The sequence below is a fragment of the Terrabacter koreensis genome (genome assembly GCF_054783315.1).
In genome coordinates this window covers 38,764-51,547 of the sequence record NZ_BAAGQU010000012.1, presented here as the reverse complement: position 1 = coordinate 51,547, position 12,784 = coordinate 38,764, and the positions used below count along the sequence as shown (strand labels likewise).

Here is a 12,784-nt window from a genome sequence, read left to right as displayed (position 1 = left end):
GTCACCTCACGCAACAAGACAGAGGAGCAGCAATGCAGCTTCAGGACTTCCTCGACCACGTCGACGCCGGACGCGTCATCGAAGGCGTTTCGGCGGCGCACGAGTTCATGCACGACGCCGCGCAGGACGCGCTGCGCGTCGTGGCACGGCTGAACGGCGCCTACCGCACGCCCGACGAGGTGCGGGCGCTGCTGGCGGAGCTCACCGGGAGGGCCGTGGCCGCGTCGGTCACGGTGTTCCCGCCGTTCTACAGCGAGTTCGGCAAGAACCTCGAGCTGGGTGAGGGCGTCTTCGTCAACATGGGCTGCCGCTTCCAGGACACCGGCGGCATTCGCATCGGCGAGGGCACGCTCATCGGGCACGGGAGCACCCTGACGACCCTCAACCATGCCGTCGACCCGGACCGGCGCGCCGACATGGTGCCCGCCCCGGTGGTGATCGGCAGGAAGGTCTGGCTCGGCGCGGGCGTCACCGTCGTGCCGGGGGTGACCATCGGCGACGGGGCGATCGTCGGCGCCGGCGCGGTCGTCACGAAGGACGTACCGGCCGACGCCGTCGTCGCGGGCGTGCCGGCCAGGCTCATCCGCCCGACCGGCTACCGCGCCTGACCGCTCACCCGAGGGTCACGGGAGCGGGATGTCCTGGGTGCGGACGAACTTCGACACGGTCCACGCAGGGTCGGCCGTCTCGACGTCGTCGGAGAAGACGGTCGCGCCGCCGGCCGTGACCGACAGGTCGTCCACGACGACGCCCGCGCCGAGCACACCGCCGTCCGTGACGTACGCGACGCGCACCTTCACCGACGACCCGGCGTATGCCGTCAGGTCGCGCGTGACCTTCTGCCACCCTCCGCTGCTGCCGTCGAGCCGGTCGCCCAGCGTGGTCCACGTCGTGCCGCCGTCGGTCGAGACCTGCAGGTGGACGTAGTCGAAGCCGCTCTCGGTGTCGCGGTTCAGCCACGTCGACCACGTGACCGGTCCGCTCGCCGACGTGAGGTCGACATCGCGGCTCAGGGTCGCCGTCATGTTGTTCTCCTGCGGCGCCGAGAAGGCCCACGACCCGGAGTGGGGACGGTTGGGCGTCCGGATCCGCGCCACCTGGGTGGCGACCGCCTTCCCGGTGTCGCGGTCAGTGACGGTGACCAGCACGTCGTGCCACCCGGAGGCGGCATCGACCGGCGGGGTCACCCTGAACGACGTCGTCGCGCGGCCGTTCGCAGGAACATCGAGGTCTGCCGTCGCGGGCGTCGCCACGAACCCCTCAGGTGCCTGGACGGCATACGCAAGGTGCTGTGCGGAGTCCCTCAGAGAGGACACGCTCACCGTGACCGTCGCCGGGTCGTCGTGGGTCGCGATGCCCTCGCTGGGCGACGCACTGACGAAGACGTCCTTGCTCAGGCCGGGCCCGAACGTCGGCGGCCGGTCCTGCTCGCGGGTGCCCCACGTCGTGCTGTGCGGGTCCTCGGTGAGGGTCAGGTCGATCGTGTGCGCCGAGAGCAGGTCGCGGTTGCTCATCCAGCTCTTCGTCCACGGCGCGCGGTGGGCGGGATTGCCCCTCGCGGCGGAGGCGATGTACTGCAGCCGGCTCGCGCTGGCGCCGGGGGCGTTGACGCGGATGCGCTCGCCGCCCTCGGGCGTGATCTCGGTGCGCTCGAACATCGGCGCGCTGAGGACGAAGCTGCCGCTGCCCGGCTGGGCCTCGAAGATGCCGACCATCGAGAAGACGAGCCACGACGAGATGGTGCCGAGGTCGTCGTTGCCGGGCATCCCGTATGCCGTGTCGGTGAACAGCGGGCGGGCAGCGCGGGTGATGGCGGACGTCTTCCACGGGGCCCCGGTCCACGCGTACATCCACGGCACGTGCAGGTCGGGCTCGTTGTTCGGGTTGAACGCGAAGTTGTTGTGGTAGTCGTACGCGCCGACGACCCACGAGTCACGGGCGACGGTCTGCGGGCTGCTCAGCACCTTCGGCATGTCGAAGAACGTGTCGAGGCGCTGCTCGGCCTTTGTCGAGCCGCCCATGAGGCGGAAGAGCGAGGTCGGGTCCTGCTGGGCGAGCCACTGGTACTGCCACGCCGTGCCCTCGTGGAACGCGTTGCTCGTCGTGGGGTCGGACGAGCCGACCCACGCGCCGTCGGCGGCTCGCGGCCGGGGGAAGCCGGTGAAGCCCTTCGACTCGCCGCCGGCGTCCCAGAGCTCCTCGATGTTGGTGCACCGGCCGGCGAGCTCCTTCGCCTTGGCGTCCTCGCCGAGCGCGGTGGCCATCGTCGAGAGCATGCAGTCGCCGTACGCGTACTCGAGCGTCGCCGAGCCGGCCTGGCGTGAGTCGCCCCACTGGTAGCCCCCGCGGTCCTGGTAGCCGACCCAGCCGTGTTTCGTGTACGTCGGGTTGCCGTCGCGACCCCGGAAGGTCGACTGGTCGGCCGGGACCTCGGTCGCATTGCGCCACAGGGCCGCGAAGAGCTTGCGCGACGTCGTGTCGTCGAGGATCCCGCGCTGCCACAGGGTGACGATGAACGGCGTCACGGGGTCACCGCTCATGACGTTCGTCTCGCTGCCGGCCAGGGCCCAGCGGGGCAGCCACCCGGCGTCCTCGTAGACGTGGAGGATCGACTTCGCCATGTCGGCCGCTCGCCGCGGGTGCAGCAGCGCGACGAGCTGGTTCTGCGAACGGTACGTGTCCCACAGCGAGAACATCTGGTAGTACGGCGTGCTCGACGTGTGCACCGTGTTGTCCAGGCCGCGGTACTTCCCGTCCACGTCGGATCCGACCGACGGGTGCAGCAGTGACCGGTACAGCGCGCTGTAGTACGTGCGCTGGTCGGTCGTGGTCCCACCGGCGACGCGCATCCGCTCGAGCTCGCCCTTCCAGGCGTCGTGCGCCCGGGTGCGCAGCGCGTCGAAGGAGGTCGTGGCGCCGGCGGCCTCGGTCTCGGTCTCGGCGACGCGGTTGGCGCGCGCCCCGTCGACGGAGGTGTAGGAGATGCCGACGCTGGCCCGCACCTGGTGGCCGGCGGCGCTGTCGAAGGTCGCGTAGGCGCCGGTGCGGCCGTTGTTCGCCGTGGTGCTGCGCTCGCGTGCTCCCTCGACCGGGGCGCCGGTCGAGCCCCAGGCCCCGTACGCCGTGAACGGTCGGTCGAACTTCAGGGAGAAGAAGACGTCGTAGCGCTCCTTCGCCGTCTCCCAGCAGAAGTTGCCGCCCCTGACGTGGCCCTCGATGGTGTCGTTGCCGACCACCCTGACGTCGGCGCCGAAGGTGTAGCCGTTGCCTTCGCCGACCTCGACGACGACGTTCTGGGACTGGCCCGCGGGATAGGTGTAGCGGTGCTGCCCGGTGCGGTCGGTCGCGCTCAGCTCGGCGTCGATCCCGTAGCGGTCGAGCTTCACCCGGTAGTCACCGGGCGCCGCGCTCTCGCGCTCGTGCGAGAAGGCCGAGCGGTATGCCGTCGGGTCCGAGCTCGTCACCGCCCCGGTCGTCGGCATCAGGCGTACGAGACCGGTCGTCTGGCAGCCCACGCCGGACAGGTGGATCTGGCTGAAGCCGACGGTGGTCGTGTCGGCGTAGTCGTAGGACGCGTACTGCTTGAGCCGGGTGTCAGGGCTGTTCTGCACCATGCCGAACGGCATCGCGGCGCCCGGGAAGGTCGTGCCGTCGCCGTTGTTGCCGATCGAGGTGTTGACGAGGGTCGTCGGGTCGGCGGCGAACCGCGCGGTGGGCGTGGCAGACGGCGCCGCGCCGGCACCGGACGCCGGCGCTGTGACCGCCGCCATCGCACCGGCCGCGATGAGCGCGGTGGCCCGAACGGCGGTGCGGCGGAAGAGGGACGGGGTTGGCATGCGGACGCCTCCGTGGTCTCGTCGGTGAGAAGCGCGCTCGGCAGCCGGAACGGGCTGGTGAGCGACGCCATGGAGGCTGGCACAGGGCAGGGAGTGACCGGCCGGTAGGCCGTGCGGGAGGACAAAGCTGTCCGAATCGGACACGCGACCGGACTTCGGGTGTCGGTCGTGCGGTCGGTCGTGCGGTCAGGCTCTCCGGGGGCGGCCGATCGACAGGGCCAGGCCCGCGAGGAGGACGGTCGCAGCGACGACGGCGAACGCCGCGCTCAGGTCGACGTCCTGCTCGGTCACCGTGACGTGCTTGGGCAGTTCGGCGAGGACCTTGGTCAGGGCATCGGCGTCGGTCGCCGCGAAGTACTCACCGCCGGTCGTCTGGGCGACTCCCTTGAGCGCGGCCTCGTCGACGACGAGGAAGTTGCGGCCCGCGCCGCCGACACCGCCGGGCCCACCCCCGAAGTCACGGGTGCGGGGCTGCGAGAACCCGCCGTACTGCTCTCGCGTGCACGCCATCTGGGTGGGGTTCGTCGTGCCGAACCCGATCGGGTAGACCCGCACACCACGGGCCGCGGCCTGCTCCGCCGCCTGGGCCGGCGTGACGCCGCGGGTGTTGGCCCCGTCGGTGAGCAGCACGATGATCTCCGGTGCGACGGCCGGCTTGTCGCCCGTGCCCGGGCCACCGGTCCCGGCGCCGGGCGTCGGTGTCGGCGAGGGCGTCGGGTCGGCCGAGCCCGGCCCGTCGGTCGTCGGCTCGGCGACGGCGTCCGACGGTGCGACGTTCGGGTCGAGCTCGGCGATCGCGTCGATGGAGCGCAGGATGGCCGCGCCGATCGTCGTGCCGCGCCCGGTCGTCACCGCGTCGAGCGCCGCGAGCAGCTCGTCGCGGTTGAGGGTCGGGGCCACCGCCAGCTGCGCGAAGCCGGAGAAGACGACGAAGCCGATCTTCGTCTCGCCGTCCTGGTTCTCGATGAACGACCGCACCGCAGCCTGGGCCGCGGCCAGCCGGTTCGGGTCGACGTCGGTCGAGCACATCGACCCGGAGACGTCGAGCGCCAGGATGATCGTCGAGCTCGACACGGGCACCTGCGCCCTGACGGTCGGACGCGCCGAGGCCAGGCCGAGCAGTCCGAGCGCGGCGAGCACCAGGGCGATCGGCACGTGCCGGCGCCACGAGCGCGACCCGGCGCCCACCGACCTCAGCAGTGCCACGTTGGAGAAGCGCACGGCCTGGCGCCGGCGGCGCCGCAGCTGCCACACGTAGGCGCCGGTCAGGAGCGGCAGGGAGAGGAGCGACAGCAGCAGCACGGGCAGCCCGAAGGACACTCAGATCACCCGCCCCTGGCGCAGCACCGAGATCGTCGCGCCGCCGAGCAGCAGCAGGGCTGCCGCGGCAGCGAGCCACGACGTCACCTCGTGCGGCACGGTGCGTGTCGTCCACTGGAGCTCGATCGAGTCGTAGACCGCCGCGAGGGACGCAGCGTCCGTGGCCCGGCGGTAGGTGCCGCCCGTCGTCTCGGCGATCTGTTGCAGCGACGCCTCGTCGAGCGCCGTCGCGATGCTGAACCCGTCGACCTCGATGACGGTGCCCCCCGGGGTTCCGAGCCCGATCGGCTCGACGCGCACCCCGGCCGCCGACGCCAGCTCGGCCGCCCTGACCGGGTCGGCCGAGGCCGTGTTCTCACCGTCGCTCAGCAGCACGATCGCGGTGCCGCCGTGGAAGCCGATCGGCGTCTCGTCCTGCGTTCCCGCCTCCGCGTCGCCGGGCGCCTTGACGGGCTTGCCGACGATCGCGCTCAGCCCGGTGAGGACACCGTCCGCGAGGGACGTGTCGCCCGACGGCTTGAGGCGGGCGACGGCTGCCAGCACGGCGGCCCGGTCCTCCGTCGGTCGCTGCGTCACGAGCGCCGTGCCGCCGAAGGCCACGACCGCGATGCGCACCGACGGCGGCTGCTTCTCGACGAACCCGCGGGCCGCGGCCTTGGCCGCCTCGAGCCGCGAGGGCTTGACGTCCTTGGCCGCCATGCTGTTCGACACGTCGAAGGCCAGCACGACCGTCCCCTCGCGGTGCGGCTCGGCGAACGTCGCCACCGGGCGGGTCAGCGACAGCACGAGCACGGTGAGCGCCCCGATGAGCAGGGCAGGTCCGGCGTGGCGCCGCCAGCCGCGGCGCGGTGCCGGCATGACGAGGCCCTGCTCGGCGAGGGCGGCGCGCCGCTGCTCCTGCACCCGCAGCACGCGCCGGTAGCCGACGACGAGCACCGGGACGACGAGCAGTCCCGCGAGCGCCCACGGCCACGTCAGCGTCATCGCCGTCTCCTCATCGCCGTCTCCGTCGCCGCAGCTCGGAGATGCGCATGAGCGACCGCACGAGGTCGTCGTCGGTGCGCACGGTGTAGAGGTCCACCCCCGCCTTGCGGGCGCGCGCCTCGAGGTCGGCCTGCCGCGCGTCGGCCGCCGTCGCCAGCCGTTGCCGGAACACCGTGTCGCTCGTGTCGACGAAGATCTGCTCGCCGGTCTCGGCGTCCTCGACGTAGACGCCGCCTGCGTCGGGCAGCTCGCTCTCGCGCGGGTCGACGACCTGGATCGCGACCACCTCGTGCCGCCGGGCGAGCCGGGCCAGCGGCCGCTCCCACCCCTCGGCGCTGATGAAGTCCGACACGACCAGCACGAGCCCACGTCTGCGGGCGATGCCCGCTGCCGCCGTCAGCAGGAGCGCCAGGTCGGTGACCGTCCGCTCCTCGGTGGCTCGGTCGGGCGCCCCGGCGCCGTATGCCGGCCGCCTGGCTCCGCCCGCCCGCCCCGTCCTCGGCCGCAGCCGGTCGCGCCACCCGGACGGGGCAGCGGAGGGCTCCTCGGCGGCGCGGGACTCGCGCCGGTCCAGCAGCAGCTTGGCGATACGCAGCACCTGGATGCGCCCGGACGCCGGCGGGACGATCGCGTCGACCCCGGTGTCCATGACGATCGCCCCGACCCGGCTGCCGCCGCGGGTCAGCACGTGCGCCAACGTCGTCGCGACCTCCGCCAGCACGAGGTGCTTCTGCCGGTCGACGGGTCCGAAACCCATCGACGCCGAGTGGTCGAGCAGCAGCCACGCCGTCAGCTCCCGGTCCTCGACGAACTCGCGGACGTAGGGCGTGTCGAGCCGCGCCGTGACGTTCCACTCGATGTGGCGCAGGTCGTCGCCGGGCTCGTACTCGCGCAGGTCGGTGAAGTCGAGCCCCGACCCGCGGAAGAGGCTGCGGTAGTCGCCCTGGAGCCGCCCGTCGAGCCGCCGCACCACCCTCCACTCGAGGTGCCGGAGCAGCCGCTCGGCGGTCAGCGTGTCGGTCGCGCCCATGTCGAGTCACCGACCGTGCCCGCAGTGCCGGCGGTGCCACCTGCGGGGATCCCACCGGACTCCGCCCCGAACGCCCCGGCCACCGAGCCACGCGCCTGCTGCTCGCGGACCTGCTGCTCGCGCAGCGGGGCGGTCGGCACCGGGACGGCGTGGATGATCGGCGTCAGCAGGTCGTCCGGCGTGAGGTCCTCGGCCAGCGCCTCGTAGGAGGGCACGATGCGGTGCCGCAGCACGTCTCGCGCGAGGTCGCCCACGTCGCCCGGCAGCACGTAGTCGCGCCCGCGGAGGAACGCCAGCGCCCGGGCGGCCAGCACGAGGTTGATGGAGGCGCGCGGGCTCGCTCCGTAGGTCAGCAGACGAGAGAGGTCGTCCCGGCCCACGAGCGCCGGCTCGCGAGTCGCCGCGGCCAGCCGGACGGCATACTCGATGACCGCAGGGTCGACGTAGACGGCGTCGGTCTCGCGCTGGAAGACGCGCAGCATCTCCGGGTCCAGCACCTTGATCGTGGTGACGGCGGCCGAGATCTGCCGCTCGACGACGACGAACTCCTCGGCGGCGGAGGGGTAGCCGATGAGGACCTTGAGCATGAAGCGGTCGACCTGGGCCTCGGGCAGGGCATACGTGCCCTCCGACTCGATGGGGTTCTGCGTGGCCATGACGAGGAACGGGTCGGGCGCCGGGAAGGTCTCGCGCCCGATCGTCACCTGGCGCTCCTGCATGACCTCGAGCAGGGCGCTCTGCACCTTCGCCGGAGCCCGGTTGATCTCGTCGGCGAGCACGAGGTTGGCGAAGACGGGCCCGAGCGAGACCTGGAACTCGCCGTCGCGCTGGTTGTAGATGCGGGTTCCGATGAGGTCGGCCGGCACGAGGTCGGGCGTGAACTGGATGCGCTGGAACTCGCCGCCGATCGCGTGCGCGAGGGTCTTGATCGCCATCGTCTTGGCCAGCCCCGGCACGCCCTCGACGAGCAGGTGCCCGCGCGCGAGCAGGGCGACCATCATGCGTTCGAGCAGCAGGTCCTGGCCGACGATGGTCCGCTTAACCTCGTAGAGCGCCTGCTCCAGCTCGTGCCGACCCTGCCCGCCACCCTGCCAGCCCGTCTGCCCCTTGCCTGCCTCGCCCTCCATGCCGTCCTCCTGTCGCTGCTGCCTGGTCGTGCTGCCCTGCTGCTGGTGGGTCGTGCTGATGACGTGTGCGGCCCGTGACGTGTGCGGCCTGGTGCCTAGCGCGCGATGCCGCCGCCCCCGCCGCCCGCGGTCGCGATGGGCACCGCGAAGCCGATCCCGACGAAGAGCGACTGGTCGGTGGGGTTGGCGAGGCCGGTGACGATGCCGACGACCTGCCCGGCCCGGTTGAGCAGCGGCCCGCCGGAGTTGCCGGGGTTGACGGCTGCGTCGAACTGGATGAGGTGCTCGAGCCTGCGGTTGCTCTCGACCCGCACGGTCCGGTCGAGCGCGGAGACGACGCCGGCCGACAGCGAGTCGGTGAGCCCGAGCGGGTGGCCGACGGCGAAGACGGGTGCGCCGACCGCCACCCCGCCGCCGAGCACCGCCGGCACGACCGTCTCGGGCAGCTTCGCCGGGGTGAGGGTCGCGATGTCGCTCTCGGGCTTGCGCGACGCGATCGTCGCCGGCGTGCTGGTGCCGTCGGAGAAGGCGACGGTGATCGCGGTGGCGCCCTCGACGACGTGCAACGCCGTGAGCACCGTGCCGTCGGCGTTGACGACGACACCGGCGCCGCTGCCCTGCGACTGCCGCCCGGCCGACGTGCCTCGGGTGCTGATGACGACGAGCGAGGGAGCGATCGCGGCGTGCGCGACGCTCGCGTCGGCGGGTGCCGCGGCGTCGGCCTCCGCCTGGCGCTCCAGCCCCTTCTGCACGGTCAGGTCGACGTCGCGCTGCGTGATGGGCGCAGGGCTCGGCGGGCGCGTGACGGCATACGTGGTCACTGCCGCCGCGACGAGGACGAGGACGGCCACGCACCCCCACACCCAGCGCGGGGCCGCCGCCAGCCGGCGGCGGGTGCGCTGCCACGACCCGTCTGGTGGTGGCGGCTCGGCAGCCTCGACCGCTGCCCCGGGTGGCGCGAGAAGGCGGGCGCGCAGGGGTGGCCCGGCGCCAGGGGCGGCGGTGTCGACTGCAGGGGGAGCGGTGACCCGTGCCACCTTTTCGACTGTACGTTTCGATCGCCGTGAGCGGCAGGGGTCCGTTGAGGGTTCACAGGTTCCGCCGAAGGGGTGGCTCGCGGTCCCTGCCACGGGTAGGAATGGCGTATGCCGTCCGCCGCGTCCCTGGTGCGTCAACGCCTCGCGGAGCAGCGGGAGGCGCTCGCCGTGGCCGAGCAGGCCCTGGGCGCCGGCGAGCCCGAGGGGCTTCACGACGTCCGCGTGGCCATCCGCCGCATCCGTTCGGCGCTCGCGACCTTCCGGCCGGTGCTCGAGCGCTCGGCCACCGACCCGCTGCGCGACGAGCTGCGGTGGGTGTCGGTGCTGCTGGGGCGCGCCCGCGACGTCGAGGTCGTCATCGAGCACACGGAGGCGCTGCTCGCTGACGCCGAGCCGGTGGGCCTCGACGACGCCGTCAGCGGGTTGCGCGCGCGCCTGCGCCTCGACCTCACGGCCGCCGGCGACGTCGTCGACGAGACGCTGGCCTCGACGAGGTATGCCGCGGTGCTCGGTCTGCTCGACGCAGTCGTAGGCGACCCTCCGGTCACGGCTGCCTCGGATCGCGGCGGCAAGGGTTTCGCCCGCAAGCGGGTCGAGCACGACCTCGACCGTGTCGTCGAGCGGATCGCCCTCGTGCGGGCCGCCGGCGACGCGGACGAGCAGGCGACCCGGCTGCACGACGTGCGCAAGGCCGCCAAGCGGTTGCGCTACGCGGCCGAGGCAGCCGCTCCCGTCGCAGGGTCGCGCATCCGCGAGATCGAGGAGGTGGCCGAGGCCACCCAGGACGTCATCGGCCTGCACCACGACGCGACCGTGACGCGCGCGACGCTGCGGCACCTTGCGCTCGACGTCGACAGCGGCGAGGCCGCGGCCTTCCTCCTCGGTCACCTCGACGCTGACGAGCAGCGGGTCCTGCGCGACCTCAGGTCACAGTCGCTGGATGCGCTCGACGCGCTCGAGAAGCTGGCGAAGCACCGTGGCTGACGCCGCCCACGGGCCGTCGGGGCCGCCGGATCGAGTCTGCCGGAACGCCGTGGTCGCCGCGTGAGTCCCACTGGCATGGACGTGGACCTCACCTGCCCGATCTGCTCCGCACCGGCGATGACGCCCGGCGAGATCGTCGGTCGTTCGCCGGGTGTGAAGTTCAAGGAGCAGGGGGGCGGCCTGCTCGGCGACCTCACCGGGGTGCCCGTCACCCGAGGGGTCTTCAACCACAGTGCCCGAGCCCTTCGCTACGGCTCCTGCGGGACCATCGTGGTCCCTCCGGCCGGGCGAGCGCCCTAGCCGCTGACCACTCCCTCGGCGACAAGTCGCGGGACCGGCTGCTCCGGGTGTGGCTCGTCACCGACCGCCTTCTGCGCGAACCACATCCGTGCCTCGAGCTGCTCGCGGACCGTGGCGTGCGCCGGGTCGTCGGCGACGTTGTGCAGCTGCTCCGGGTCTCGCACGTTGTCGTAGAGCTCCCACTCGGCGGGGAAGCGCCGGTCGGAGCAGCCGGGCAGGCCGAGTCCGTCGTTGTAGAAGTGGATGAGCGTGTGCTCGCGGGTGCGGTAGCCGTAGTGGGCGCCGACCTGGTGGCTGCTGTCGTCGTGCATCCAGTAGCGGTAGTAGAAGCCCTCGGCGTCCGGATCCTGCTGGGGCTCAGATGATCCCGTCAGCTTGCCCCAGAACGACCGGCCCTGCATGCGCGCCGGGACGGTCACGCCCGCGGCCTCGAGCAGCGTGGGCGCGATGTCGGCGTTCGTGACGATGCGGTCGAACGAACGGCCGGTCGGGATGGCCGCCGGGTAGGAGAGGACGAACGGCATGCGGATCGACTCCTCGTACATGAACCGCTTGTCGAACCAGCCGTGGTCGCCGAGGAAGAAGCCCTGGTCGGAGGAGTAGATGACGATCGTGTCGTCGAGGTCGCCGCGCTCACGCAGCCAGTCGGTGACCCGACCGACGTTGTCGTCGACGGAGGCGACGCACGCGAGGTAGTCCTCCATGTATCGCTGGTACTTCCACAACGCTTCCTCGTCGTGGGAGAGGCCTTCCGGCACAGGCTGTTTGAGGTCCTCGGCCGTCAGGTGCTCGGCGATCCGCATCGCGGCACGGCGGGCCGTGTCCGAGCGGCCCGACAGGTCGTCGGTGAACGTCGCCGGCACGGGGATCAGCCCGTCCACGCCGGGCGCGCCCACGGCATACATGCCCTCGTGCTCGGCGTCCGGCTCCCACGACCGGTGCGGCGCCTTGTGCCACACGAGCACGCACCACGGCTCGTCGCCCTCCAGACTCTCGACCCAGCGCAGGGCGAGGTCGGTGATGAGGTCGGTGACGTAGCCCTGCTCGACGCGCAGCCCGTCGGCCGTGAGGAAGCGTGGGTCGTGGTACTCGCCCTGGTCGATGAGGGCCTCCCAGTGGTCGAAGCCCTGCGGGTCGTGGCTCACACCACCGGTCGAGCCGTCGCCCATGTGCCACTTGCCGACGAAGGCCGTGCGGTAGCCGGCCTCGCGCAGTGCCGTGACGAACGTCGGCTGCGATGCGTCGATCGGGGTGTCGAGGGTCGTCACGCCGTTCACGTGGCTGTAGGTGCCGGTGAGGATCGTCGCCCGGCTGGGCGCACAGAGCGAGTTCGTCGCGAAGAGGTTGTCGAGCCGCGCGCCCGACGTGGCGACCGCGTCGATGTGCGGTGTGCGGTTGACGACCGAGCCGTAGGCGCCGATCGCGTGGGCGGCGTGGTCGTCGCTCAGCACGAAGACGATGTTGGGGCGCCGGCTCGGCGGGGTCGGGGCAGTGCTCATCGGCTCCACGCTAGACGCGGCCTAGCATCGGCGCATGCAGCACCCCATCGTGCGAGACGCGACGGCCGATGACGCCGCGGCGGTCGCCGCCGTCTACGCGCCGTACGTCACGGGCACGTCGATCACGTTCGAGACGGACCCACCGAGCCCCGACGAGATGGGCCGGCGCATCGCCGCGGCCCAGCGCTCGCACGCGTTCCTCGTGCTGGAGGACGCCGGCGAGGTCGTCGGGTACGCCTACGGCGGGCCGTTCAAGGAGCGCGCGGCCTACCGCTGGTCGTGCGAGGTGTCGGTCTACCTCGGGATGGACCGCCGGGGCCGCGGCGGCGGCCGCCGGCTCTACGAGGAGCTGCTGCGGCGCCTGGCCGATCGCGGCTACCGCATGGCCGCGGCCGGCATGACCCAGCCGAACGTGCCGAGCGGGCGGCTGCACGCAGCCATGGGCTTCGAGACGGTCGGGACCTACCGCGACATCGGCCACAAGTTCGGCGCCTGGCACGACGTCACGTGGGTGCAGCGCCGGCTCGGTGACCCCACACCTCCTGGCCAGGACCCGCCCGAGCCCACCTGAGCGTCAGGAAGTGAGCACTCGACGAAAGCAGCGTCGAGTGCTCACTTCCCGACGTGAGGAAACGGGCGCTCGACGAAAGCAGCGTCGAGTGCCCAC

The 12,784-nt window shown here is 72.3% G+C and carries 11 protein-coding genes; 4 read left to right on the top strand and 7 right to left on the bottom strand.

Annotation, left to right across the window (positions count from 1 at the left end):
- Nucleotides 1-32 precede the first annotated feature (32 nt).
- The gene (locus ACYVNR_RS19165) at nt 33-608 is read left to right on the top strand and encodes a DapH/DapD/GlmU-related protein (protein ID WP_461050254.1); all 576 of its coding nucleotides are present in this window, start codon (nt 33-35) and stop codon (nt 606-608) included.
- Between the two features lie 15 nt (nt 609-623).
- On the opposite strand, the gene ACYVNR_RS19160 is transcribed toward ACYVNR_RS19165, so the two are convergent.
- The 6 genes from ACYVNR_RS19160 to ACYVNR_RS19135 form a co-directional block, all read right to left on the bottom strand.
- Nucleotides 624-3,836, bottom strand: a complete 3,213-nt coding sequence (locus ACYVNR_RS19160; RefSeq protein WP_461050252.1) for a GH92 family glycosyl hydrolase — start codon at nt 3,834-3,836, stop codon at nt 624-626.
- Between the two features lie 186 nt (nt 3,837-4,022).
- Entirely contained in the window at nt 4,023-5,156 is a 1,134-nt protein-coding gene (locus ACYVNR_RS19155) for a VWA domain-containing protein (protein ID WP_461050250.1), read from the bottom strand.
- On the bottom strand, nt 5,157-6,140 hold the full coding sequence (locus ACYVNR_RS19150) for a VWA domain-containing protein (protein ID WP_461050248.1): 984 nt from the start codon (nt 6,138-6,140) through the stop codon (nt 5,157-5,159).
- 10 nt (nt 6,141-6,150) lie between these two features.
- Nucleotides 6,151-7,170, bottom strand: a complete 1,020-nt coding sequence (locus ACYVNR_RS19145) for a DUF58 domain-containing protein (protein WP_461050246.1) — start codon at nt 7,168-7,170, stop codon at nt 6,151-6,153.
- On the bottom strand, nt 7,149-8,297 hold the full coding sequence (locus tag ACYVNR_RS19140) for an AAA family ATPase (protein WP_461050244.1): 1,149 nt from the start codon (nt 8,295-8,297) through the stop codon (nt 7,149-7,151). The genes ACYVNR_RS19145 and ACYVNR_RS19140 overlap by 22 nt, the downstream gene beginning before the upstream one ends.
- Before the next feature lie 95 nt (nt 8,298-8,392).
- Entirely contained in the window at nt 8,393-9,334 is a 942-nt protein-coding gene (locus tag ACYVNR_RS19135) for a S1C family serine protease (protein WP_461050242.1), read from the bottom strand.
- Nucleotides 9,335-9,442: 108 nt separating this feature from the next.
- Here ACYVNR_RS19135 and ACYVNR_RS19130 point away from each other — a divergent pair, with 108 nt between their 5' ends.
- Nucleotides 9,443-10,318 carry a CHAD domain-containing protein gene (locus tag ACYVNR_RS19130; RefSeq protein WP_461050240.1) on the top strand — a complete coding sequence of 292 codons (876 nt, stop codon included), beginning with the start codon at nt 9,443-9,445 and terminating at the stop codon, nt 10,316-10,318.
- Between the two features lie 60 nt (nt 10,319-10,378).
- Complete coding sequence (locus tag ACYVNR_RS19125) at nt 10,379-10,618, top strand: hypothetical protein (RefSeq protein ID WP_461050238.1); 240 nt, start codon at nt 10,379-10,381, stop codon at nt 10,616-10,618.
- Here ACYVNR_RS19125 and ACYVNR_RS19120 read toward each other — a convergent pair.
- A complete protein-coding gene (locus tag ACYVNR_RS19120) occupies nt 10,615-12,117 on the bottom strand; it encodes a sulfatase family protein (RefSeq protein ID WP_461050236.1) in 1,503 nt (500 codons plus the stop codon). The genes ACYVNR_RS19125 and ACYVNR_RS19120 overlap by 4 nt on opposite strands.
- 34 nt (nt 12,118-12,151) lie before the next feature.
- Here ACYVNR_RS19120 and ACYVNR_RS19115 point away from each other — a divergent pair, with 34 nt between their 5' ends.
- Nucleotides 12,152-12,688 (top strand): GNAT family N-acetyltransferase, encoded by a 537-nt coding sequence (locus ACYVNR_RS19115; RefSeq protein WP_461050234.1) that lies wholly within the window; start codon nt 12,152-12,154, stop codon nt 12,686-12,688.
- The last annotated feature ends 96 nt before the right edge of the window (nt 12,689-12,784 follow it).

Excerpts from the sequence above, each read along its gene's own strand:
- ACYVNR_RS19165 (WP_461050254.1), top strand. The coding sequence starts at position 33 with ATGCAGCTTCAGGACTTCCTCGACCACGTCGACGCCGGACGCGTCATC.
- ACYVNR_RS19160 (WP_461050252.1), bottom strand. The coding sequence starts at position 3,836 with ATGCCAACCCCGTCCCTCTTCCGCCGCACCGCCGTTCGGGCCACCGCG.
- ACYVNR_RS19150 (WP_461050248.1), bottom strand. The coding sequence starts at position 6,140 with ATGACGCTGACGTGGCCGTGGGCGCTCGCGGGACTGCTCGTCGTCCCG.
- ACYVNR_RS19145 (WP_461050246.1), bottom strand. The coding sequence starts at position 7,170 with ATGGGCGCGACCGACACGCTGACCGCCGAGCGGCTGCTCCGGCACCTC.
- ACYVNR_RS19140 (WP_461050244.1), bottom strand. The coding sequence starts at position 8,297 with ATGGAGGGCGAGGCAGGCAAGGGGCAGACGGGCTGGCAGGGTGGCGGG.
- ACYVNR_RS19130 (WP_461050240.1), top strand. The coding sequence starts at position 9,443 with ATGCCGTCCGCCGCGTCCCTGGTGCGTCAACGCCTCGCGGAGCAGCGG.
- ACYVNR_RS19120 (WP_461050236.1), bottom strand. The coding sequence starts at position 12,117 with ATGAGCACTGCCCCGACCCCGCCGAGCCGGCGCCCCAACATCGTCTTC.
- ACYVNR_RS19115 (WP_461050234.1), top strand. The coding sequence starts at position 12,152 with ATGCAGCACCCCATCGTGCGAGACGCGACGGCCGATGACGCCGCGGCG.